The sequence below is a fragment of the Nonomuraea sp. NPDC050383 genome (genome assembly GCF_044459125.1).
Classification (GTDB): Bacteria; Actinomycetota; Actinomycetes; order Streptosporangiales; family Streptosporangiaceae; genus Nonomuraea.
The window spans coordinates 231,419-254,148 of record NZ_JBITIP010000005.1; the positions used below are offsets into that span (position 1 = coordinate 231,419).

A 22,730-nucleotide genomic window follows, 5' to 3' on the forward strand; every position below is an offset into this window, starting at 1 on the left:
CATGACTGATGCTTTTCCGGTTAACGGGATGGACGCCGTGGTGTTCGCCGTGGGCAACGCCAAGCAGGCGGCGCACTACTACTCGACCGCCTTCGGCATGCGGCTGGTGGCCTACCGCGGGCCGGAGAACGGCAGCCGCGACGAGGTCGGCTACGTCCTGACCTCGGGCTCCGCCCGGTTCGAGCTCCGCTCCTCGATCAGGCCCGGCACCGACATGGCCCGGCACGTGGCCGAGCACGGCGACGGGGTGATCGACCTCGCGCTCGACGTGCCGGACGTGGAGTCGGCCTACGCCCACGCCGTACGGCAGGGCGCCCGGGGGCTCGTCGAGCCGTACACGCTGGAGGACGAGCGCGGCAAGGTGGTGCTCGCCGCGATCGCCACCTACGGCGAGACCCGTCACACGCTCGTGGACAGGTCCAACTACGGCGGCGTCTACCTGCCGGGCTACCAGGCCACCGAGCCGCTCGTGGCCGCGCCCGCGGTGAAGAACGGGCGGCTGTTCCAGGCCGTCGACCACTGCGTCGGCAACGTCGAGCTCGGCAGGATGGACGAGTGGGTGGAGTTCTACCGCCGCGTCATGGGCTTCACCAACATGGCGGAGTTCGTCGGCGACGACATCGCCACCGAGTACTCCGCGCTCATGTCGAAGGTCGTGGCCGACGGCACCCGCAAGGTCAAGTTCCCGCTGAACGAGCCGGCCGTCAGCCGCAAGAAGTCGCAGATCGACGAGTACCTGGAGTTCTACGGCGGCCCCGGCGTGCAGCACATCGCGCTGGCCACCAACGACATCCTCACCACGGTCGACCACATGCGGGCGGCCGGCGTGCAGTTCCTCGACACGCCCGACTCGTACTACGACGATCCCGAGTTGCGTGAGCGCATCGGGCAGGTGCGGGCGCCGATCGAGGAGCTCAAGAAGCGCCGGATCCTGGTGGACCGGGACGAGGACGGCTACCTGCTGCAGATCTTCACCAAGCCGGTGCAGGACCGGCCCACCGTCTTCTTCGAGCTGATCGAGCGGCACGGCTCGCTGGGATTCGGCAAGGGCAACTTCAAGGCCCTCTTCGAGGCCATCGAGCGGGAGCAGGAGCGCCGGGGTAACCTCTGAGACGTCCGAGCGCGACCGCGCCGAGGTCCGGCGAGCTCCCCGCGCGCTCGTGACACCGCGTAAGCTACGTGTCACGCTACGAAGGGGGAGCGCGACGTCATGAGGTTCACCCGCCAGGCGAGCGCCGCGCTGGTCGCGCTCCTGACGCTGCCCGCCTGCTCACAGAGCGGCGACGCCGCGGCCGGCCCGGCCCACCCCGACACCTCGGGCAAGGGCACGCCCGTCGCGGCGAGCGGCGCCGACGCCGGCGCGCCGGGCATCGGCGACAGCGACTTCCCGCTCGACGGCAACGGCGGCTACGACGTCGGCCACTACGGCGTCACGATCGGCTACACCCCGTCCACCAAGCACCTCGACGGGGTCACCACGATCGACGCCACGGCCACCCAGCGGCTGTCGCGCTTCAACCTGGACCTGTCGGGGCTGGAGGTGAGCGAGGCCACCGTCGACGGCGCCAAGGCCGCCTTCTCGCGCGAGGGCGACGAGCTGACCGTCACCCCGCAGACCCCGCTGGCCGACGGCGCCCGCTTCACGGTCAAGATCACCTACGCGGGCCAGCCCAAGCCGGTCAAGGACCCGTCCAACCTCGGCACCTACGGGTTCATCCCCACCACCGACGGCGCGTTCGTGGCCTCCGAGCCCTCCGGCTCCAAGACCTGGTTCCCCAACAACGACCACCCCGCCGACAAGGCCACCTTCGACTTCCAGATCACCGTGCCGCAGGGCCTGACCGCCCTGGCCAACGGCGAGCTGACCGGCAAGAAGGCGGCCCCGGGCGGGCGCACCACGTTCACCTGGCGCGAGACCCACCCGATGGCCACCTACCTGGCCACGGCGACACTCGGCAAGTTCGACCTGCGCCAGGGCAGGACCGCCGGCGGCATCCCGAACATCGCCGCCGTCGACCCCGCCTACCGCAACGCGCTCGGCAAGCTCTACCGCGTCTCCGGCGAGGTCACCGACTACTGGAGCAAGCTCTTCGGCCCCTATCCGTTCTCCTCGACCGGCGGCGTCGTCGACAACTACTCCGCGGGCTACGCCCTGGAGAACCAGACCAAGCCGATGTACGGCGGCTTCGACCCGGACACGAGCATCATCGCCCACGAGCTGGCCCACCAGTGGTTCGGCGACAGCGTCAGCATCAAGCGCTGGAAGGACCTCTGGCTCAACGAGGGCTTCGCCACCTACGCCGAGTGGCTGTGGTCCGAGCACACCGGCGGGGCCACGGCCGACACGATGTTCCGCCGGCAGTACGCCGTCAAGAACGACCCGGTCTGGAAGTACCCTCCGGGCCGGGCCAAGCCGGACGACCTGTTCAACCAGTCGGTCTACCGGCGGGGCGCCATGACGCTCCAGGCGGTGCGCCGGGCCGTGGGCGACCAGACGTTCTTCACGCTGCTGCGGACGTGGGTGGCCGACCACAAGTACGGCAACGCCACCACTCCCGAGTTCATCGCGCTGGCCGAGAAGCTGTCGGGCAAGCAGCTCGACTCGCTGTTCGACGCCTGGCTCTTCCAGCCCAGCCGCCCCGAGTCCTGAGCGACCCGCGGCCCGGCCCCGGCCCGCCCGCGCCGGCCGCGGGGTCAGCTACCGGCGGGCGGCCGTCCCTCGGGGCCGCCGATGTCGTTCCAGCTCGGGTCCTGCACCACGACGCACGGCTTGACCGGGCCGTCGATCACCCGTCCCGAGAACTGCCACAGGACCTGTGGCTTCACCGGGCCGGAGGTCTGATCCTCGTTCATGGTGAACTCCAGCAGCAGCGTCTGGCCTTTCGCGATGTACCGGGGCTCGATGTCCACCCCTCCAGCCCGCACGTGGGCGGCCTTGTCCCCCGGCACGACGCGGCCCCTGTCACGCCTGCACCAGGTGCCGGGCTTGACGTACGTCACGTCGGCCGTGACGCCCAGCCGTGCCAGGTCCTTCTCCAGCTTGTCCGCGTCTCTGAACTCCTTGATCTCGATGCCGATCGTGCCGTCGGTGTTCTTCGTCACCGCGTACGCCGGGGATTCGGTGCCGGTCAGCAGCGGCACGGCCAGGGCGGCCGCGGCGGCCAGCCCGGCCACCGCCGCCCCCGCGAACAGACGGCGGACGGTCACCCGGCGGCGGTGCTCCACCCCGCGGGCGGCGACTTCGGCTTTCAGCTCCATCAGCAGGCGCTCCTCGAAACTCATCCTGTGGTTCCTTCCATGACGAGGGGAACGTCGCGCAGCGCACGGCGCGCGCGGTGCAGCCGGACCCGGGCGGTCCCCTGCCGGATGCCGAGGGCCTGCGCGGCCTCCGTGACGGTGAGCTGGTCGATGGCGATCAACTCCATCACGGCCCGCTCCCCCTCGGGCAGCCCGGCCATGGCCTCGAAGGCCCGCCTGGCCCTGCTCTCCGCGTCGATCCGCTCCTCCAGGCGCACGACGTCGTCGGCGTCCAGCAGCCGCCGGCCGCCCACGCGGTCGGCCAGCCTCGACTCCCTGAACGCGCGGCGCCGCTCGGCCGAGAGCGTGTTCCTCGCCACGCCGTACAGCCACGCGATCTCGCTGCCCAGGCCCGCCCGGTAGGTGTGGGCGGAGTCGAGCACCGCCACGAACACCTCGGCCACCAGGTCGGCGACGGTGTGAGGGTCCTCGACCCGGCGGGCGAGGAAGCGGGTGACCGCGTCGACGTGCCGCCGGTAGAAGGCTTCGAAGGCCACGGGATCCGTGGCGATCTCCGCCTGTTTGCGACGCACCGGCCAAGCTCCCTTCGTCGATCTACACCCCTGCTTGGAAGGAGCCCACCGAAGCGTTACAAGCCTGACAGTTGTGATCTACGACACGAATCACCGCCTGTCGGCCGCTGACGGGTGCGGACCGTGCCGGGGCCGGGCGCGGGAGCCCCTACCCTGGCCGTCATGCGCAAGATCGTGGCCCTCCTGGGCGTCGCCGCCATGGCGACCGGTTGCGGCCTCGTGCCCGCGCCGCCTCCGGCCCCGGGCGTGCTGGGGCGGCAGCAGCAGGTCATGGCCGCGTGCATGAAGGGGCGAGGCTTCGCGTACGCGCCGGCCGTACCGGGGACTCCCGCGCCGCCGGCCGCCGACGAGCAGCGGCGCCGCGGGGGCGACCGGGCGGCGATGCGCGCGTACCGCTCGCGGTACGGCTACGGGGTCTTCGCCGCGCTCGCCCGTCCGAACGACCCGCTCGCCCACGTCCCGGAGACCCTTCCCCCGCAGGCCGATCTCCCGGCCGCCGAGACGCCCGTGACATCCCCCTCCGCGCCAGCCGCCACCGCGGACGCCACGCCCACCCGGACGCACGCGCCCGAGCCGCCGGCCGTCGGCACGCCCCTCGCCGTGGAGCCACCGGCCGTCGGCACGCCCCTCGCCGTGGAGCCGCCGCCCGAGACTCCCGGGCCGGCCCGCACCAGGACGCACGGCGCGGCGGGCACGGACGCCTACGCCGCCGCCGGCGCCGAGTGCTACGTCATCACCGTCAAGCAGGTCCTCGGCCGGGACGTCACCGACGCGGCCCACCTGCGCCGGCAGTACGTCCGGGCGCTCGGACGGGCCTGGAAGAACGAGCTGGACACCGACCCGGGACTGATCGCCCTGGCGGGCTCCTACGCCTACTGCCTCACCGCCAAGGGGTACGAGGTCACCGCCACGGCACCCTCCGAGGTGGCCACCTCGGAGCGCGACCGGTTCGCCGCGCTCCTGGAGCGGCTGGAGAAGTCCGCCGCCCGGCACCGCGAGGGGAAGCGGGTGCAGAGGCGCTCCCCCGCCGACGTGTCGGACGAGTCTCGCCAGGTCCTGCCGGCCCGCGAGGCCGAGCGGTACCTGCGCCGGGAGATCGCCTCCGCGCTGGACGACCTGGAGTGCGGCGCGCGGTTCCTCGCCGTCTACCGCCCCCGGCAGGAGGCCGTGGCCGAACGGCTGGCCACCACCTGGGGGCTGGTGCCGTAACGGTCGCCCGCCAGGATCAGCGCCGCCGCGCCGGCCGGCCCGGCGTCCTGGCCCGGCGCGGTCCGGCGCCGCCGACGTCGGTCGCCCGGATCACGCCCCGTCTGCCGTACCCGGTGAGAAGACCAGCACCGACGCCGTGAAGGCGTGCACGTGGTTGTGGCCGCCGACCGGTCCCACCTCCCCGGCCGCGAAGAACCCGGCCATGCCGATCGGGCCCAGCGTGTCGCGCAGCGCCACCGGGTCGTGGTCGGCGCTGCCGAACATGGCCGACCCGCGCCCGTTGCAGGAGAACAGCAGCGCACCGTCCGCCTGCCCGAACTCGGCCCGGTGGGCTTCCAGCAGGTCGTACAGGTCCTCGTCGGCCGTGGCGGCGTCGCGCACCTGGAAGCGGACGGTACGCCCGATCTCCACGATGTCGCCGATGGCCACGGCCTCCCGCTCCGGGTCGATGCCGATCACACCCCGGATGAGGAAGTCGCCGCGTTCGTGGCGCTCGGCGTACTCGTCGATGGCCAGCCCGATCTGCAGGCCGGCGGCGACCAGCTCGCGGTCGTCCTCGTCGAGCTCGCTGACGATGTCCTCCAGGCGCGCCAGGGCGGGCTGCCCGGCCAGCTCCAGCAGGAGGTTGTCCTCGGCGCGGGTGACGACCATGGACGGGCCGATGGGCCGGCACCCCTGGCTGACGACGGTGCTGATCCGCACGGGACCGCTGAGCAGCACGCCGATCGCGCCCTCGGTGTAGATCTCGCCGTCGGCGAACAGCCGCACGGAGCCGCGCCCGTGTGAGCCGTTGGCCAGGCCGCCGATCAGCGGGAGGTCGCCGAGCACGTCCGCCGACCGCTCGACGAACGCGTCCGTCGGGAACGAGTAGGGGTCGGCCAGCAGGATCGCCACGTGGTCGTCGGGGCCCCGGTCGGGCAGCCCGACCACCACGAACCGGTCCTCCGCGTTCAGCGTCTCCAGGGCGAACGGCGTCAGCCGCGCCTGCCCCAGCGTGGCCGCCCACGCGCTCACGGACGGCTTCAGCTCCACTCCCTGCCCGTCTCCGATCACTCCTGTGGCACTGCAGCCGATCACGTGCGCGTCGGGCGCGAGCGCCATCGCCCGCTGCCCGGCCCGTGCGACGTCGTCGGGGTCGTCACCGCAGATGAAGAAACAGACCAGGTCCGCCTGGTCGCCGAGCCGGGACAGCGCCTGTCCCACCGCACGCTCGGCGAGCTTCTCCAGGTCCGTCTCCTCCAGGTCCGCACCCACGGCGAGGCCGTCCGCGAAGCGGCTCGTCATCAGGGCCACGCTTCCCGCCTCCCTCGGCAGCTCCAAGTTCCCTAGGCTCCGATTCTCCCCACTAAAGGAACAAGCACGCACACGACGCGTCACTCAATCAGCAAGATCCGTAATCTGCGCCGGACGCGAAACCTCTGCCGCATTCGTCGCGGGGGACGTAGTCTCGATCCCGTGCATCAGCCTCTAAATCTCCGCGAGTTGCGAGAAAGCGGTCACGTTCATCGCACCGTGAAAGCAGAGGTCCGCGAGAACCTGCTGGCCAGACTGCGCGCGGGCGAGCCCCGCTTTCCCGGCATCGTGGGCTTCGACGACACCGTCCTGCCGCACCTTGAGCGGGCTCTGCTCGCCGGGCACGACCTGGTCCTGCTCGGTGAGCGCGGCCAGGGCAAGACCCGGCTGATCCGCACGGTGACGGGCCTGCTCGACGAGTGGACGCCGGTCGTCGAGGGCTGCGAGATCAACGACCACCCGTACGCGCCGGTCTGCACGCGCTGCCGGGCCCTCGCCGAGGAGCTGGGCGACGAGCTGCCCGTCGCGTGGAAGCACCGCGACGAGCGCTACGGCGAGAAGCTCGCCACGCCCGACACGTCGGTGGGCGACCTGATCGGCGACGTCGACCCCATCAAGATCGCCGAGGGGAGGCGGCTGGGCGACCCGGAGACCGTCCACTACGGACTGGTCCCGCGCACCAACCGCGGCGTCTTCTCCGTCAACGAGCTGCCCGACCTGGCCGAGCGCATCCAGGTGGCGCTGCTCAACGTGCTGGAGGAGCGCGACATCCAGGTCCGCGGCTACAACCTGCGGCTCCCGCTGGACGTCCTGCTCATCGCCAGCGCCAACCCCGAGGACTACACCAACCGGGGCCGGATCATCACGCCGCTGAAGGACCGGTTCGGCGCGGAGGTCCGCACCCACTACCCGACGACGGTCGAGGACGAGCTGGCGCTGATCCGGCAGGAGTCGGTGCCCGACATCGGTGCCGACGTGCCGGAGCACCTCGTCGAGACCATCGCCCGGTTCACCCGGCTGGTCCGCGAGTCCACCTCCGTGGACGCCCGCTCGGGCGTCTCGGCGCGCTTCTCCATCGCCGCCGCCGAGACCGCCGCCGCCTCCGCCGTGCGCAGGGCCGCGATCACCGGCGAGGACCGGGCCGTCACCCGGGTGTGCGACCTGTCCTGCGTCGTCCACAGCCTGCGCGGCAAGGTGGAGTTCGAGGTCAGCGAGGAGGGCCGGGAGACCGAGATCCTCGCCCACCTGCTGCGCCGGGCCACGGCGGAGACGTTCCGCAGCCGGCTGGGCGGCATGGACCTGTCCGCGCTGATCGAGAAGTTCTCCCAGGGCAACCAGGTGGAGTCGGGCGAGCTGGTGCCGGCCGGCGAGCTGCTGCACCGCATCGGCCCGGTCGACGGCCTGGCCAAGATCATGTCGCGGCTCGGCATGGGCACGGGCGAGGAGTCGCCGGGGCACGCCGCCGCGGCGCTGGAGTTCGCCCTGGAGGGCCTGTACCTCATGCGGCGGCTGTCGAAGGACGACCTCGACGGGGTGACCGTCTACCGGACGTGAACATCTGACGTCCCTCCCGCGTCAGAGTGGGTGTCCATCACTCTGACCGGGGGGAACCGTCCCATGCGCCCGTTCGTCCATGTCGCCGTCCTGGCCCTGTGCGGTCTGCTCTGCGCGCCCGCGGCGCCGGCCGCCGCCACCGCGGCCACCCGCCCCGCACAGGCCGAGGCGAAGACCGAGGCGGTGTTCGGCTACGCGTGGGCCGACGGCGCCGGCAGGCTGCGCGTCACGCCCCGCGCGGCCACCTACCGCAAGCCGCTGCACCGCTTCACCGCCATCGCCGGGGCCCGGCGGCTCACGCTCGACTACACCGGGGCCGCCTACCGCCGCGTCACCGTGGCCTGCGACCTCAAGGAGACCGAGGGCCAGATCGCGATCGACGGCAGGGGACGCGGCACCACCCGGTGCGCTCCGGGCGACCTGACCGAGAGCCTGCGCGGCGGCCCGGTGCCGGTCCACGTCGAGCACCGCGACGGCCGGGCGGTCACGGTCAGCGAGGTCCTGGTCCAGCCGTCGCCCTCCCGGGTGGTGCGGGGCACGCTCCGGCCGGCCGGGGACTCGGCCGTGCTGTTCACCCGCGCCGGCCGTACGGTGCGGCTCGGCTACACCCGGGCGGCGGCCTTCAGCCGCGTGACCCGGGGGTGCCGCGACGGCTGGCTGACCGGCGAGCCCGTCAACGCGGACGCGAACGGCCTCGGCCGGAAGGCGTGCACGGGGGCCGACCTGGCCAGGGCGCTGAGGGGCGTACGGCACCCGGTGGCGGTCCGGGTCGACTACGTGCCCCTCTCCGAGGAGGTCCAGCAGGTCTGGGAGGTCTACGGGGACGCGTGAACGGGCTCGTGGGGTTAGCGTGGGTCCGTGATGGCCTACCGCTATGGCGAGTACCACGACGGCCCCGACCCCCTGGCCCCGCCGTACGACGTGCGGGCGGCGCTGGACGAGATGGGCGACGCCATCCTGTCCGGCTCCACCCCCGTCCATGCCCTGCGTGACCTGCTCAAGCGGGGCCTGCCGGGCGCGAACGACCGCAGGGGCCTCGACGACATGCTGCGCGAGGTGCGCCGCCGCCGCCGCGAGCTGCGCGACAGCGGCCGCCTCGACGGCACCCTCGAACACGCCCGCGCCCTGCTCGACAAGGCCATCGGCCAGGAGCGGGCCGAGCTGTTCCCCGACCCGTCCGACGACGCCCGGCTGCGCGAGAGCGAGCTCGACGGGCTGCCCGACGACACGGCGAGCGCCATCCAGGAGCTGAGCTCGTACGAGTGGCGCTCCACCGCCGCGCGGCAGACGTTCGAGGAGCTGCGCGACCTGCTGCGGCGCGAGGTGCTCGACACCCAGTTCCGTGGGATGCGCGACGCGCTGGCCGACCCCGACCCGGCGGCCATGGAGCGGGTCCGGCAGATGATGGCCGGCCTCAACGACATGCTCGACAAGGACGCCCGGGGCGAGCACACACAGGCCGACTTCGACGCGTTCATGGAGGAGTACGGCGACCTGTTCCCCGAGCGCCCGCGCGACCTGGAGGAGCTGGTCGACATCCTGGCCCGCCGCGCCGCCGCCACGCAGCGGATGCTGGCCTCGATGACGCCCGGCCAGCGCGAGGAGCTCAACAACCTGATCAACCAGACGCTCGACCAGGCCGGGCTGTCGGACCAGATGCGCCGCCTCGGCGAGTCCCTCTACGCCCGCCGCCCCGACCTGGCCTGGGACACCCCCGAGCGGCTGGGCGGCGAGGAGCCGCTGGCGATGGGCGACGCCGTGACGGCGCTGGAGGAGCTGGCCGACCTGACGCGGCTGGAGTCAGCGCTGCGGCAGGACTACCCGGGGGCCCGGCTCGACGACATCGACGAGGCCGCGGTCCGGCGCGCGCTCGGACGCTCGGCGGTGGACGACCTGGAGGCGCTGCGGCGGATCGAGCGGGAGCTGGAGGAGCAGGGCTACCTGCTGCGCCGCCGCGGCAAGCTGGAGCTCACCCCCAAGGCGGTGCGGCGGCTCGGCGAGACGGCGCTGCGCCGGGTGTTCTCCTCGCTCGACGCGGGCCGGCGCGGCGACCACGACCTGCACGACGCGGGCTCGGCGGGCGAGCTGACCGGCTCGTCACGGCCGTGGCGCTTCGGCGACGAGCAGCCCATCGACGTGGTCCGCACGCTGGTCAACGGCGTGCGCAACGGCGGCCTGCGGCGGGCCGAGGGGTCGCCGGGGAGCGCGGTGCGCCTGTCGGTGGACGACTTCGAGGTGGCCGAGACCGAGCGGCGCAGCGCGGCGGCCGTCTGCCTGCTGGTGGACCTGTCCTACTCGATGGCGCTGCGCGGCACCTGGGCCGCGGCCAAGCAGACCGCGCTGGCCCTGCAGGCGCTGGTGGCCTCGAAATTCCCGCAGGACGCGGTGCAGATCATCGGGTTCTCCAACTACGCGCGCGTGCTCCAGCCGGACGAGCTCGCGGGTCTCGACTGGGACATGGTGCAGGGCACCAACCTGCACCACGCGCTGCTCATCGCGGGCCGCCACCTCGACCGGCACCCCGACTTCGAGCCGGTGGTACTGGTGGTGACGGACGGCGAGCCGACGGCGCACCTGATGCGCAACGGGCAGTCGGCGTTCGAGTGGCCGCCCTCCGCCGAGACGCTGGAGCTGACGCTGGCCGAGGTCGACAAGATGACCAGGCGGCGGGCCACGCTCAACGTCTTCATGCTGGCGGCCGACGAGCGGCTGAAGGAGTTCGTGGAGGAGGTGGCCCGCAGGAACGGCGGGCGGGTCTTCTCCCCCGACGCCGAGCGGCTCGGCGAGTACGTGGTCAGCGACTTCCTGCGGCTGCGCCGCGCCCGCTGACCCGGCCGCCCCCGCGAGGGAGGTCAGGCGTCGATGAGCCGGGTGTAGAAGTCGAGGGCGACGTCGAAGCCGTCGCGGCAGTTGCGGTGGGAGCGGTAGCAGGGGCGCCAGGCGGTGCTGGAGCCCACGCCCTCGCGGGCGTCGGCGAGCGCCGCCGGCACCCGCTCCGGCCGGGGCAGCAGCCCGCCGCCGAGGTAACGGACGCCGGTGAGCTCGGTGTGCCGGCCGGGTTCGCCGGCGACGTAGCGGCCGAGCCGCCAGCCGCTCTCCTCGTCCCACACCAGTGCCGTGCCGTCGGCGAGCCGGACGGTGACGGCGCGGGGGTCGCAGGGACCCTCCCACCAGTCGGAGACCTCGGCGCCGAGCTGCTCGACGACGAGGCGCGCGTAGCAGACCGGCTGCTTCAGCCACTCATCGGTATACGGCTCGACGTGCCTGATGGTCACGGAAGACACCCCCATGTGTCCAAAGGGTGAGAAAAGTGGGACGGTCCCCAACCATACCCGCGCCGAACTTATTCCGTTGCCACACCGTCTAGTCATTACGGACGATATTTACGTCCACGACGGGGAAGGAGGGGAGTCAGATGTTGCCCATGATTGTGTTGATCACGCTCATGGTGGTGGCCGTGGCCGTCACCGAGCTCGTCATGCACTGCTCCCCGGACGGCAAAGACGGCGTCGAGGCACCGCTGGGTGTCGAGCCCACGATCGAGATCGCCGGGGACTAGTCTCAGCGGCATGTCGTTGCTTCTCTGGCTGCACATCGGCTTCGCCATCTTCACCGTGGGCCCGCTCACCGCGGTGACCATGGCCGCGCCCCGCGCCATCCGCACCAAGAACGTGCCCGTCCTGCAGAGCATCCAGCGCACGACCCGTGTCTACGGCATCGGCGCGCTGGGCGTGCTGGTGTTCGGGATCGCGCTCGGCGCGGTCATGGGCGGGGGCGTGCTCGGCAAGTGGTACATGACGGCGTCGATGACGCTGTTCATCGTCGCCATCGTGCTGATCGTCATCATCGACCGGGATCTGCGCTCCGCCGTCCGGATGCTCGCGAGCACCGAGACGGACGACGACGCCAAGGTCCAGAACGGCCGGATCGCCGCCATCAGCGGGCTGCTGGCGGTGATCTGGCTGGTCATCCTCTTCCTGATGGTGGTGCCGACCTAGACGGCCTGAGGATGGTGCCGACCTGGGCGGCCTGATGGTGGCGCCGACCCGGACGGCTCCCGCCGGGCCGGGCGGTCAGCCCAGCGCGCGGCTCAGGTCGGCGAGCAAGTCGTCGATCGTCTCGATGCCGACCGACAGCCGCACGAGGTCGCCGGGCACCTCCAGCGGCGAGCCGGCCGCGGAGGCGTGCGTCATGCGGCCGGGGTGCTCGATCAGCGACTCGACGCCGCCCAGCGACTCGCCCAGCGTGAACAGCTCGGCCCGGTTGCACACCGCGACGGCCTCCTCCTCGCCGCCCGCGACCCGGAACGACACCATGCCGCCGAACCTCTTCATCTGCTTGGCGGCGGCCTCGTGCCCCGGGTGCTCCTCCAGCCCCGGGTAGAGGACGTGGGTGACGCGCGGGTGGGCGCGCAGGAGGTCGACGACGCGCTCGGCGTTGTCGCAGTGGCGGTCCATCCGCACGCCGAGCGTCTTCAGGCCGCGCAGCGTGAGCCAGGCGTCGAACGGCCCCGCGACCGAGCCCATGGCGTTCTGGTGGTAGGCCAGCTCGTCGCCGAGCCCGCGGTCGGCCGCGACGAGCGCCCCGCCCACCACGTCGGAGTGGCCGCCGATGTACTTGGTGGTGGAGTGGACGACCACGTCGGCGCCCAGCGCGAGCGGCTGCTGCAGGTACGGCGAGGCGAAGGTGTTGTCCACGACCAGCAGGGACCCGTTGTCGTGGGCGAGCTGGGCCAGGGCCGCGATGTCGGCGATGCCGAGCAGCGGGTTGGTCGGCGTCTCCAGCCACACGATCCGCGTCTTCTGCGTCATCGCCGCGGCCACGGCGTCGAGGTCGCCGAGCGGCACCGGGTCGAAGTGCAGGTCCCAGCGGGCGTTGACCTTGGCGAACAGCCGGTACGTGCCGCCGTAGGCGTCGTTCGGGATGATGACGTGGTCCTGGGGCCGGCAGACCGTGCGCAGCAGCGTGTCCTCGGCCGCCAGGCCCGAGGCGAAGGCCAGCCCGCGCGCGCCGCCCTCGACCGCCGCCAGGGCCTCCTCCAGCGCCGTGCGCGTGGGGTTGGCCGAGCGGCTGTATTCATATCCGGAACGCAGGCCGCCGACGCCGTCCTGCTTGTAGGTGGACGTCGCGTAGATGGGCGGGACGACCGCGCCGGTCAGCGGGTCGGGCTCCTGACCTGCGTGGATCGCCAGGGTTTCGAAACCGTTCGTCATAGGCCCCACGGTAACGGACTCGCCCCGCGACCGGCTCAGGCGGCGGCGGGCTCGTGCCGGTCGTCGCGCGCCGGGTCCGCCAGCCGGACGACCTCCGCCTCCACGCGCGGCTCGCGGCGCGGCACCGGGATGTACCGGCCGCTGCCCGTCCCCGCGTCGTCCTGGCCGGTGTGCTCCCCGTTGATGCGCGAGAGCAGCACCGGGTCGGCCACCGCGAGCAGCAGCCCGACGACCAGTCCCAACCCCAGCAGCGTGAATCCGATGACCACCATGGCCTCGTCCCCCTTCCGACGTGTCCAGCATGCGCCGCGGGCGCCGGCCGCCGCCTCCGCTGAAGGGCCGGTCCTGGCCGCCGCCGCTCGGCCGAACGGCCGATACGGGCACTCCGACTTCCGGCTTAGGCTCCATGGCGTGGGGGACGGCAGGCGCATCGTGTACTGGATCAGGCGGCTGAGCGAGATCGCCGTGGTCGGCTGGCTCGGCATGATGCTGCTGGTGGACATGGCCGTGGCGGCCAAGGACGGCGGCCCGCAGTGGCTCGTCCCCATCACCGGGGCCGCGGGCATCGTCGCGGTGGCGCTGCGGCGCCGGTGGCGGCTGGAGGGGTTCGCGGCGCTGGCGGGCATGTCGGTGGCCGTCACGGTGGTCCTCGCGGTCACCGCGACGCCGGGTGCGCCCGGATCGGCGGAGACCGGCGCGCTGCTGGTCCTCACGATCGGTGTGCTGCGCCACGTGGATCCGGTGCGGCGGGCGGCGGTGCTGTGCGTCGTCGCGCTGGTCGTGCTGATGGCCGAGGGCGGCTGGCGCCTGTCCGACGGGAGCGGGCTGGCGTTCTCCTTCCTGCTGTTCGCGGGCTGGTCCACGGCCACCGGCATCGGCGGCTACCTCCGTTTCCAGCAGGAGCGCCGCGACGAGGCCGTCCACGCCGTACGGCGGGCCGAGCGCCTGGAGCTGGCCCGGGAGCTGCACGACCTCGTCGCCCACCACATCACCGGCATCGTGGTCCAGGCCCAGGCGGCCCGCACGGTCGCGGAGACGAAGCCGGAGGCCGTGGTGCCCGCCCTGGACGCCATCGCCGGGGCCGGCGGCGACGCGCTCGGCGCCATGCGGCGCCTGGTCACGGTCCTGCGGGCGCAGGAGGAGGCGGCCCGCACGCCCGGCACGTCGCTGGCCGACCTGCGTCACCTGACCGAGCGGTTCTCCGTGAACGGACAGCGGGTGGCGTTCGAGATCGGGCAGGGCATCGACGACCACACGCTGCCGCCGGAAGTGATGACCACGCTGCACCGGGTGCTGCGCGAGGCGCTCACCAACATCCGCAAGCACGCGCCGGGGGCGTCGTGGATCGAGGCGGCCCTGCGGCTGGCGGACCGGGTCGCGGTGCTGCGGGTCAGCAACTTCGGGTCGGCGTCCGACCCGCGGCTCTCCCGGCTGGGCGGCGGGTTCGGGCTGGTCGGGATGTCCGAGCGGGTGGAGGCGCTCGGCGGCAGGCTGTACGCGGGCCCGACCCCGGAGGGCGCCTGGGAAGTGGTGGCCGAGTTCCCCCTGCCCTGACAAGGCCGTCCGCTAGGCGTGGGCGTGCTCCCACGCGGTCTCACCGAGCGCCTCGTGGACCCGGGCGGCGATCCGGTCCACGTCGAGCCGCTCGGCGGCGGGCCGCGGCGTGCCCGCCTCCCGTCTCATGGCCGACGCCGCGTCCAGCAGGCGGGCCGCCTCGGCGTGGTCACCCGCGAGCGACACCGCGCCCGCCAGCCCCTCCAGAGCCAGGGCCACCGCCCGCGGGTCGCCGCTGGCCAGGGCCGCCTCGTGACCGGCCCGCTGCCTGGCCAGCGCCGTCGCGGCGTCGCCGCGCTGCTCGGCGGCGAAGCCCAGCTCGGCCAGGACGAACGCGACGCCGGCCGTCCCGCGCACCTCCCGGAGCCAGCCGAGCCACGGCGTCAGCAGCGCCTCCGCCTCCGTGTACCGGCCCTGCCGCCTGGCGCTCATGGCCAGGCCGAGCACCGCGGACTCCTCGGCCGACTTGTACGACTGCGCCACGGCCAGCCGCCTGGCCCGCTCGTGGAGGTCGTCGGCGGTGGCGTAGTCGCCGGCCAGCAGCGCGATCCTGCCCAGCGCGGACAGCTTGAACGGCACCTCGAAGCCGAGCCGCTCGGCCAGGCGCAGCTCCTCCTCCCGCAGCCGTGCCGCCTCCGCGTAGTCGCCGCGTGTCTCGGCGCGCCGGTCGAGCGCGTCCATGGCCTCCATCCGGCCCCAGTCGTCGCCCAGCTCGGTGAACAGCGCGAGGCTGCGCTCCCCGTCGCGCCGCATCGCCTCCAGGTCGCACCGGACCTGGGCCAGCTTGGCGCGCAGGGAGAGCGCGGCGGCGACGCCCCACCGGTCGCCCAGCTCCTCGTACGCGGCCAGCGCCCGGTCGGCGGCGGCCCGGCGCTCCTCGTGGTCGCCGTACGCCCACTGGACGTGGGCGAGGAACCAGGAGGCGAACGCCCGGCCGGAGGCGTCGAGGCCGGCCTGACGGACGGCGGGCGGCGTCTCGCCGCTGAGCAGCGTCATCCCGGCCAGCCACACGGACGCCACGGCCGCCTCACCGGACGCGCCCCCGGACCGACCGTCGTGGCGGGCGAGCGCGGCGGTCAGCGACCTGCGGGCCTCGCCCAGCCGGCCACGCAGGTACCAGTACCAGGCCAGCGCGTTGACCAGGCGCAACGGCTCGGGTCCGGCCAGGGCGAGCCGGAGGTTGGCGGTTTCGAGGTCGAGCCGGTCCAGCCAGGCGAGCTGGCGCGGGCCGCGCAGCTCCGCCCGTACGGCCAGCTCCGTGTAGTGGCGCGCGTGCCGCTCCCTGATCGCCTCCAGCTCGCCGGCCTCGGCGAGCCGCTCGGCGCAGTAGGCGGCGACCGACTCCAGCAGCCGGTAGCGCGGCCCCGGCGTCACCACGACCAGCGACCGGTCCACGAGCCGCGCGACGGCGTCGAGCACGTCGACGCCGGGCTCGGCGCAGACCTCCTCGGCGGCCTCCAGCGTGCAGCCGTCGGCGTGCACGGCCAGCCGGCGCAGGACGACCCGCTCCGGGGCGGTCAGCAGCTCCCAGCTCCAGTCGATCGCGGCGCGCAGCGTCCGCTGGCGGGCGGGGGCGTCGCGCATGCCCGCGCTGAGCAGCCTGAACCGGTCGTCGAGCCGCTCGGCCACGCCCTCGACGCCCAGCGCGCGCACCCGCGTCGCCGCCAGCTCCAGCGCGAGGGGGATACCGTCGAGCCGGCGGCAGATGGTGGCGACGGCGGCGTCCGGCTCGACCCCGGCGCGGGCCGTGAACAGCCGCACGGCCTCGGGCTCGGGCAGCGGCGGCACGGGCAGCAGCCGCTCCCCCGTGACCTCCAGGGGCTCCTGGCTGGTGGCGAGGACGCGCAGACCGGGCGCGGCCTTCAGCAGCCGCGCCGCCAGGCCGGCGGCGTCCGCCACGACGTGCTCGCAGTTGTCGAGCACGAGCAGGGCCCGCTTTCCGGACAGTGCCCGCGCCAGCCTCGGGGCCAGCGGCTCCGCGCCGTCGTCGCGCACGCCCAGCACGGCCGCCACCGCCTCCGCCACGTCCGCGGCCCCCGCCAGCTCGACCAGCCACACGCCGTCCGGGAGATCCGTTCCGGCGAGGGCGCGGGCGGCCTCCAGGGCGAGGCGGGTCTTGCCCACGCCGCCCGGCCCGGTGAGCGTCACCAGGCGGCCCACGGCGAGCAGGTCGCGTACGGCGGCCAGTTCTCCGTCCCGGCCTACAAGATCGGCGAGAGGGGCTGGCAGGTTGGTCACAGGCTCCTTCGGGGTGGCCTGCCCTGGGCCCGCGACGGAGGCGGAAACGGGGACGGACAGGGCGGGGTCGTGGCGGAGGATCGCCTGGTGCAGCGCCGACAGCTCCGGCGACGGGTCCAGCCCCAGCTCCTCGGCCAGCAACTCCCGCAGCTCCCCGTAGCTGGCCAGGGCCTCGCTCTGCCGGCCGCGCCGGTAGAGGGCGAGGATGTGCAGCCCGCGCAGCCGTTCGCGCAGCGGGTGGAGCGCCACCAGGCCCGCCAGGTCGGCGTCGCCGCCGAGCGCCAGGCGGACCTCCGCCTGCTCTTCGAGCGCCGACAGCCGCGCCTCCTCCAGGCGCGCGATCTCCGGCCGCGCGAAGCCCGCGTCGGCGAACTCGGCGTAGGCCGGCCCACGCCACAGCCCCAGCGCCTCGTCCAGCCGCGCCAGCCGTTCCCGCAACCAGGCGGTCCCCTGGTCCCCGCGCGGCCCGTCGGCGAGCCGCAGGAGCCCGGGACGGGCGGGAGGGCCGGCCCCGGGACGGGCGGGAGGGCCGGCGAGGAGGGCGAGGAAGCGGGACGCGTCCGTGTCCGCCGGTGCGAGGCGGTAGCCGGCCGGCCCGTACGTGATCAGCCCCGCGTCGCCGAGCGCCCGCCGGAGCTGCGAGACCCGGGCCTGGAGCGTCCCGGCCGGGTTGCGCGGCGGCCGCTCGCCCCACAGGTCGTCGATGAGCCGGTCGGGCGGCACCGGGCCGCCTCCGTGCGCCAGGAGGTCGGCCAGCAGGGCACGCACCTTCGGCTCGGCCACCCGGACCGGGCCGCCGTCCTGCGCCCACACCGCGAGCGGGCCGAGCACTCCGAAACGCACCACGACAGTCCCAACCCGTAGTCGCCCCGAAGGAATTCCGTGGCGGCCCGGCGCAGGGTGGGCCGCATGACTGATGTGACAGTGATCGGCCTCGGGCCGATGGGTTCGACCATGGCGTCGACGTTCCTGGAAGCCGGCCACGACGTGACGGTGTGGAACCGCACGGCGAGCAAGGCCGAGCCGCTGGTGGCGAAGGGGGCCAGGCTGGCCGCCTCCCCCGGTGACTCGGGCGAGCTGCTGGTGATCAGCCAGCTCGACTACCAGGCGATGTACGACAGCCTCGGCGACCTGAGGCTCGACGGGAAGGTGCTGGTGAACCTCAGCTCCGGCACCCCGGAGGAGTTGCGCGCCGCGGCGCGGTGGGTGACCGGGCGGGGCGGCGTCCTGGTGACGGCCGGGATCATGGTGCCGCCGCCCGGCATCGGCAGGCCCGGCTCGTACGTCTTCTACAGCGGCCCCCAGGAGGCCGTGGACCGGCACGCCGAGACGCTGGGAGCGCTCGGGGACGTCCACTACATGGGCGCCGACGAGGGCCTGGCGATGATGTTCTACCAGGCGCAGCTCCTGGTCTTCTGGTCCAGCCTGACCAGCTACATGCACGCCGTCGCGCTGCTCGGCACGGCCGGGGTGGAGCCGGCGCGCTTCCTGCCGTACGCCCGGGAGATGTTCACGCTGCTGGGCGGCGAGGGCCCGATGGGGTTCGCGAAGATCCTGGCCGAGGAGATCACGGCCGGGGTGTACCCGGGCGAGCTCAACAGCCTCCTCATGCAGGCCGTCGGCCTGGACCACGCCGTGCACGCGCTGCGTGACGCGGGGCTGGAGACCACGGTGCCCGGCGCGCTCAAGGAGCTCTTCGAGCGCGCCGTCGCCGAGGGGCGCGGCCACGAGGGCCTGGGCACCGTGTTCGAGTCGATCAGGAAGCCGTGACGGCCGTACCTGATCGGTCGGTGACCTGATCGGTCGGTGACCTGGTGGGTCGGTGACCGATCAGGTCAGTGGTCGGCTCGGTCAGTGGTCGGCTCGGTCAGTGGTTGGCGAGGAAGGCGAGCAGGTCCTGGCGGGTGATGAGCCCGGCGGGCTTGCCGTCTTCCAGCACCACGGCGGCGTCGGCCTTCTCCAGCGCCTCGACCGCCCGCGCCACCGGCTCGCCGCTGCCGAGCGTCGGCAGCGGCGCCGACATGTGCTCGGAGATCGAGTCGTCGGACGACAGCTTGCCGCGGTAGAGGGCGTCCAGCAGGTCACGCTCGACGATCGAGCCGACGACCTCGGCCGCCATGACCGGCGGCTCCTCCTTCATGACCGGGAGCTGCGAGACGGAGTACTCGCGCATGATCGAGATGGCCGTGCCGACCGACTCGTGCGGGTGCGCGTGCACGAACTCCGGCAGCCCGGCTCCCTTGCGGGCGAGCACGTCGCCCACCAGGCCCTCGTCGGAGGACTCGGTCAGGAACCCGTAGTCGGCCATCCAGTCGTCGTTGAAGATCTTGGACAGGTAGCCGCGGCCGCCGTCGGGCAGCAGCACGACCACCACGTCGTCGGGCCCCGCCTTGGCCGCCACCTGGAGCGCCGCGACCACGGCCATGCCGCACGAGCCGCCCACGAGCAGCCCCTCCTCGCGGGCGAGGCGGCGGGTCATGGTGAAGGAGTCCTTGTCGGAGACCGCGATGATCTCGTCGCAGATCTTCGTGTCGTACGTGGCGGGCCAGATGTCCTCGCCGACGCCCTCCACGAGGTACGGCCGGCCGGAACCGCCGGAGTAGACCGAGCCCTCCGGGTCGGCTCCGATGATCTTGACCTTGCCCCCGGAGATCTTCTTGAGGTAGCGGCCGGTGCCGCTGATCGTGCCCCCCGTGCCGATGCCGGCCACGAAGTGGGTGATCCTGCCCTCGGTCTGCTCCCACAGCTCGGGCCCGGTCGAGTGGTAGTGGGAGTCGGGGTTGTTGACGTTGGAGTACTGGTCGGGCTTCCAGGCGTTGGGGATCTCCCGCGCCAGCCGGTCGGACACCGAGTAGTACGACTCGGGGTGGTCGGGCGCGACGGCGGTCGGGCAGACCACCACCTCGGCGCCGTAGGCCCGCAGCACGGCGATCTTGTCCTGGGCCACCTTGTCCGGCACCACGAACAGGCACCGGTAGCCCTTCTGCTGGGCCACGATGGCCAGCCCGACCCCCGTGTTGCCCGAGGTCGGCTCGACGATGACGCCTCCGGGCCGCAGCTCGCCGGACGCCTCGGCGGCCTCGATCATGCGGACGGCGATCCGGTCCTTGACCGAGCCGCCGGGGTTGAAGTACTCGACCTTGGCGAGCACCTGGGCGGGCACCCCCGCGGAAACCTTGTGCAGCCTGACGAGCGGAGTGTTGCCCATGAGCTCGACCAGGGAATCGTGTACGCGCACCGAGGTGTTCACCTTCTTTGCAAAAGCTTGATCAGCTTGCCCGTCGCCGGGATCCCGTGGGGGTGGCGGGCGCTCGGCTAGTTTTCAAGCAAACGCTACCGCCGAGTTCGGATGAGGGGAGAACCCACATGGTCTGGGCAGCGGGGGTGGCGCGAGCCGCCCGGAAGATCGCCATCGCGGCGGCGCTCGGAGGCGGCGGTCTGACGGCCCTGGGGGCCACCGCGTACGGGCTGCTGATCGTGGAGAGCCTGGTGGCGCGCAAGGTGATCGGCCAGCCGCACGGCCTGGACGGGCTGCCCTCCGACGGCGTCTACGGCCCGTACACCGGCCCGCCGCTGCGGCTGGTGATGCTGGGCGACTCCACCTCCATCGGGCTCGGCGTGAGCTCGCCGGACAGGACTCCCGGTGTGCTGCTCGCCAACAGCCTGGCGCACGTGGCCGAGCGGCCGGTACGGCTGGACGTGCTCGGCAAGTCGGGCGCGCCGTCGGCCGCCCTGGTCGAGCAGGTGGACCGGGCCCTGCGCCTCGACCCGGACGTGGCGGTCATCTTCGTCGGCGCGAACGACGTGGTGACGCAGACGCCGCCGGCGATGGCCGTGCGCCACCTGGTCAAGGCGGTGCGGCGGCTGCGCGAGGCGGGCGCGGAGGTGGTCGTCGGCACCTGCCCGGATCTCGGCACCGTACGGCCCATCGCGCAGCCCCTGCGCTGGGTGACGAGGCGCTGGAGCCGGCAGCTCGCCGCGGCGCAGATGGTGGCGGTGGTGGACGCGGGCGGCCGTACGGTGGCGTTCGCCGACCTCCTGGGGCCGGAATTCGCCACAAATCCGGGCGAGATGTTCGGACCGGATCGTTTCCATCCATCTGACCGAGGTTACGCCTCGGCCGCTTACGCGGTGCTACCTTCTGTATGCACTGCGTTGGGGTTGTGGCCCGAGCCGCGACCCGCGCGTGGCGAAGGACTGCAACCGATTTACCTCGCGGCGGCCACGGCCGCGGAGGAGTCCGGCACCGAGGTTTCCGCGACCCGGGTCGCGGGGCGGGCGACGGGTCCCTATGGCAGATGGGTGACGTTGTTCCGCCGCCGCCCCGGCGAGATGGTCAACGACGCCTGACACCGGTCACTCTCCGCTCCGGGGCCGTCACCCCTCGTCCCCTTTGGAGTGGATGGCCCGTGCTCCGGCCTCTCGCGCAACCCGCCCTCGCCCTCTCCGGCGTCCTCGCCGTGACCACGGCCCTGGCCGGCTGCTCCGGCAGCGACGCGGCCACGGCGGCCTTCCCGGCCTGGCACGACACCCAGGCCAACGTCGTCAGCCGGATGGTCACCGCCGGCGGGGTCGCCGCTGCCACCTCGATGAAGCCCGACGGCACGCTGGAGACCGTCGCCCTCGGCCTGTCCGACGGCAGGCGGCTGTGGGCGCACCCGGCCACGATGGCGGGCCGGCTGCCCGGCATGGGCGTCTCCGCACCGGCGCTCGTGGACTTCCCCGGGAAGGGCGGCGGGCGCGAGTCCGTGGTCGTGGCGCTCGACCCCGCCCACAAGGGCCACTGGACCTCCACGCTCGTCGCCCGCGACGCCCGCACCGGCGCGCAGCGGTGGACGCGGCCCATCCACTCCACGTTCGGCCCGCAGCGCTGCGGCCCGTACGTGTGCCTGGCGGAGAACACCGCGCTGTCGTCGGCCCGCGTGGTCGTGCTCGACCCGGCCACCGGCGCGCTCAAGTGGAAGCTGCCGGGCATCGCCGAGGTCGAGTGGTCCGACGACGAGCGGGTGCTCATGCTGCGGCTCGCCGCCGATCCGGTGATCGAGTCGTACGAGCTGAAGACCGGCAGGCCGCAGTGGCAGCAGCCGATCGAGCAGGCGCTCGGCCCGGGCATCGACCTGTCGGGCGGCTGGGCGTTCGGCGCGGCGGGGCCCGACCTGGTCGGCTACGTCGCCCCCTACACCAACCCGCGCACGAAGAAGATCTCCACGTTCGGCCTGTTCTCGGTGAAGATCGCGGACGGCACGGTCAACTGGATGCGGCCGTCGGTGGTCCGCGTCTACCCCAGCGGCAACCCCGGCTTCGCGCCGGTGGTGCGCCCGGTCGACCAGCGGGGCGGCTACGGCGGCTTCGCCCGGCTCGACGCCGGCACGGGGCGGGTGGTCGGCCAGATCGGCGCCGCCGAGGTGCCCGGCTCGGGCTGGTGGCTGGCCTTCCCCGACCGCCTGGAGAAGCTGGGCTTCCTCAAGCACGACGCCAAGGGCACCGTCTACGACCTCGCCACCGGCCGGCCCGTGCCGGTCGAGGAGGAGCACGGCTGGTCGTTCTGCGTCACCGACCCCAAGCCGCTGCCGCTGCGCGGCCAGCCGGCCGGGTTCTACTCGGTGGCGGCCCTGTGCGAGTACGACCTCGCGACGGGCAAGCGGACCTCCGGGACGCAGGCGCCGCCGTCGTGGTTCACCGGCAGCCAGAACGGCTGGCGGCTGTGGCGCGACGAGAAGGGCGGCATGCACGCCGTCAACGACAACACCGCCCCGGCACCCGGCATGTACGGCTGACGAACTTCGCAGGACGGTAAAAACAGCAGAGATCCCTACGGCCGACGGCATCTGGCTCCCCG

At 73.2% G+C, this 22,730-nt stretch carries 20 protein-coding genes; 12 read left to right on the forward strand and 8 right to left on the reverse strand.

Annotated features, from left to right (window positions below; all coding sequences use genetic code 11):
• Window positions 1-28 precede the first annotated feature (28 nt).
• Window positions 29-1,111, forward strand: coding sequence for a 4-hydroxyphenylpyruvate dioxygenase (gene hppD, locus ACIBG4_RS15215; protein ID WP_310709708.1), 1,083 nt, complete (start codon window positions 29-31; stop codon window positions 1,109-1,111).
• A 99-nt stretch (window positions 1,112-1,210) separates the two neighbouring features.
• A complete protein-coding gene (locus ACIBG4_RS15220) occupies window positions 1,211-2,650 on the forward strand; it encodes a M1 family metallopeptidase (RefSeq protein ID WP_397202284.1) in 1,440 nt (479 codons plus the stop codon).
• A gap of 44 nt (window positions 2,651-2,694) precedes the next feature.
• Here ACIBG4_RS15220 and ACIBG4_RS15225 read toward each other — a convergent pair whose 3' ends face one another.
• Both ACIBG4_RS15225 and ACIBG4_RS15230 read right to left on the reverse strand, forming a co-directional pair.
• A complete protein-coding gene (locus ACIBG4_RS15225; RefSeq protein ID WP_397202285.1) occupies window positions 2,695-3,282 on the reverse strand; it encodes a hypothetical protein in 588 nt (195 codons plus the stop codon).
• A complete protein-coding gene (locus tag ACIBG4_RS15230) occupies window positions 3,279-3,830 on the reverse strand; it encodes an RNA polymerase sigma factor (RefSeq protein ID WP_397202286.1) in 552 nt (183 codons plus the stop codon). Before ACIBG4_RS15230 ends, ACIBG4_RS15225 begins: the two co-directional genes overlap by 4 nt.
• 162 nt (window positions 3,831-3,992) lie before the next feature.
• On the opposite strand from ACIBG4_RS15230, the gene ACIBG4_RS15235 reads away from it, so the two are divergent.
• The gene (locus ACIBG4_RS15235) at window positions 3,993-5,039 is read left to right on the forward strand and encodes a hypothetical protein (protein WP_397202287.1); all 1,047 of its coding nucleotides are present in this window, start codon (window positions 3,993-3,995) and stop codon (window positions 5,037-5,039) included.
• A gap of 90 nt (window positions 5,040-5,129) precedes the next feature.
• Here ACIBG4_RS15235 and ACIBG4_RS15240 read toward each other — a convergent pair whose 3' ends face one another.
• Window positions 5,130-6,323 carry an FIST N-terminal domain-containing protein gene (locus ACIBG4_RS15240; protein WP_310709770.1) on the reverse strand — a complete coding sequence of 398 codons (1,194 nt, stop codon included), beginning with the start codon at window positions 6,321-6,323 and terminating at the stop codon, window positions 5,130-5,132.
• A gap of 141 nt (window positions 6,324-6,464) precedes the next feature.
• On the opposite strand from ACIBG4_RS15240, the gene ACIBG4_RS15245 reads away from it, so the two are divergent.
• From ACIBG4_RS15245 to ACIBG4_RS15255, 3 genes are all read left to right on the forward strand, one after another.
• Window positions 6,465-7,886: a sigma 54-interacting transcriptional regulator gene (locus ACIBG4_RS15245; protein ID WP_397202500.1), complete on the forward strand. Its 1,422-nt coding sequence runs from the start codon at window positions 6,465-6,467 to the stop codon at window positions 7,884-7,886.
• Between the two features lie 63 nt (window positions 7,887-7,949).
• Window positions 7,950-8,717: a hypothetical protein gene (locus ACIBG4_RS15250; RefSeq protein ID WP_397202288.1), complete on the forward strand. Its 768-nt coding sequence runs from the start codon at window positions 7,950-7,952 to the stop codon at window positions 8,715-8,717.
• Between the two features lie 30 nt (window positions 8,718-8,747).
• On the forward strand, window positions 8,748-10,715 hold the full coding sequence (locus ACIBG4_RS15255) for a hypothetical protein (protein WP_355439831.1): 1,968 nt from the start codon (window positions 8,748-8,750) through the stop codon (window positions 10,713-10,715).
• A gap of 23 nt (window positions 10,716-10,738) precedes the next feature.
• On the opposite strand, the gene ACIBG4_RS15260 is transcribed toward ACIBG4_RS15255, so the two are convergent.
• A complete protein-coding gene (locus tag ACIBG4_RS15260) occupies window positions 10,739-11,161 on the reverse strand; it encodes a DUF6292 family protein (RefSeq protein ID WP_310709701.1) in 423 nt (140 codons plus the stop codon).
• A gap of 149 nt (window positions 11,162-11,310) precedes the next feature.
• Here ACIBG4_RS15260 and ACIBG4_RS15265 point away from each other — a divergent pair, with 149 nt between their 5' ends.
• Both ACIBG4_RS15265 and ACIBG4_RS15270 read left to right on the forward strand, forming a co-directional pair.
• Window positions 11,311-11,445, forward strand: coding sequence for a hypothetical protein (locus ACIBG4_RS15265; protein ID WP_397202289.1), 135 nt, complete (start codon window positions 11,311-11,313; stop codon window positions 11,443-11,445).
• A gap of 10 nt (window positions 11,446-11,455) precedes the next feature.
• Window positions 11,456-11,884: a DUF2269 family protein gene (locus tag ACIBG4_RS15270; RefSeq protein WP_310709699.1), complete on the forward strand. Its 429-nt coding sequence runs from the start codon at window positions 11,456-11,458 to the stop codon at window positions 11,882-11,884.
• A 75-nt stretch (window positions 11,885-11,959) separates the two neighbouring features.
• On the opposite strand, the gene ACIBG4_RS15275 is transcribed toward ACIBG4_RS15270, so the two are convergent.
• Together ACIBG4_RS15275 and ACIBG4_RS15280 are read right to left on the reverse strand one after the other, a co-directional pair.
• Entirely contained in the window at window positions 11,960-13,099 is a 1,140-nt protein-coding gene (locus ACIBG4_RS15275) for a cystathionine gamma-synthase (RefSeq protein WP_397202290.1), read from the reverse strand.
• Between the two features lie 35 nt (window positions 13,100-13,134).
• Window positions 13,135-13,371 (reverse strand): hypothetical protein, encoded by a 237-nt coding sequence (locus ACIBG4_RS15280; protein ID WP_397202291.1) that lies wholly within the window; start codon window positions 13,369-13,371, stop codon window positions 13,135-13,137.
• A 139-nt stretch (window positions 13,372-13,510) separates the two neighbouring features.
• Here ACIBG4_RS15280 and ACIBG4_RS15285 point away from each other — a divergent pair, with 139 nt between their 5' ends.
• A complete protein-coding gene (locus ACIBG4_RS15285; RefSeq protein WP_397202292.1) occupies window positions 13,511-14,653 on the forward strand; it encodes a sensor histidine kinase in 1,143 nt (380 codons plus the stop codon).
• Window positions 14,654-14,665: 12 nt separating this feature from the next.
• Here the strand turns inward: ACIBG4_RS15285 and ACIBG4_RS15290 are convergent, their stop codons facing one another.
• Window positions 14,666-17,734, reverse strand: a complete 3,069-nt coding sequence (locus tag ACIBG4_RS15290) for an AfsR/SARP family transcriptional regulator (RefSeq protein ID WP_397202293.1) — start codon at window positions 17,732-17,734, stop codon at window positions 14,666-14,668.
• Between the two features lie 66 nt (window positions 17,735-17,800).
• On the opposite strand from ACIBG4_RS15290, the gene ACIBG4_RS15295 reads away from it, so the two are divergent.
• Complete coding sequence (locus tag ACIBG4_RS15295) at window positions 17,801-18,661, forward strand: NAD(P)-dependent oxidoreductase (protein ID WP_397202294.1); 861 nt, start codon at window positions 17,801-17,803, stop codon at window positions 18,659-18,661.
• A 97-nt stretch (window positions 18,662-18,758) separates the two neighbouring features.
• Here ACIBG4_RS15295 and ACIBG4_RS15300 read toward each other — a convergent pair whose 3' ends face one another.
• Window positions 18,759-20,129 carry a cystathionine beta-synthase gene (locus ACIBG4_RS15300; protein WP_397202295.1) on the reverse strand — a complete coding sequence of 457 codons (1,371 nt, stop codon included), beginning with the start codon at window positions 20,127-20,129 and terminating at the stop codon, window positions 18,759-18,761.
• A 128-nt stretch (window positions 20,130-20,257) separates the two neighbouring features.
• Between ACIBG4_RS15300 and ACIBG4_RS15305 the strand changes: the two genes are divergently transcribed.
• Entirely contained in the window at window positions 20,258-21,241 is a 984-nt protein-coding gene (locus tag ACIBG4_RS15305) for an SGNH/GDSL hydrolase family protein (RefSeq protein WP_397202296.1), read from the forward strand.
• A gap of 59 nt (window positions 21,242-21,300) precedes the next feature.
• Entirely contained in the window at window positions 21,301-22,668 is a 1,368-nt protein-coding gene (locus ACIBG4_RS15310) for a PQQ-binding-like beta-propeller repeat protein (protein ID WP_397202297.1), read from the forward strand.
• Window positions 22,669-22,730: the final 62 nt, after the last annotated feature.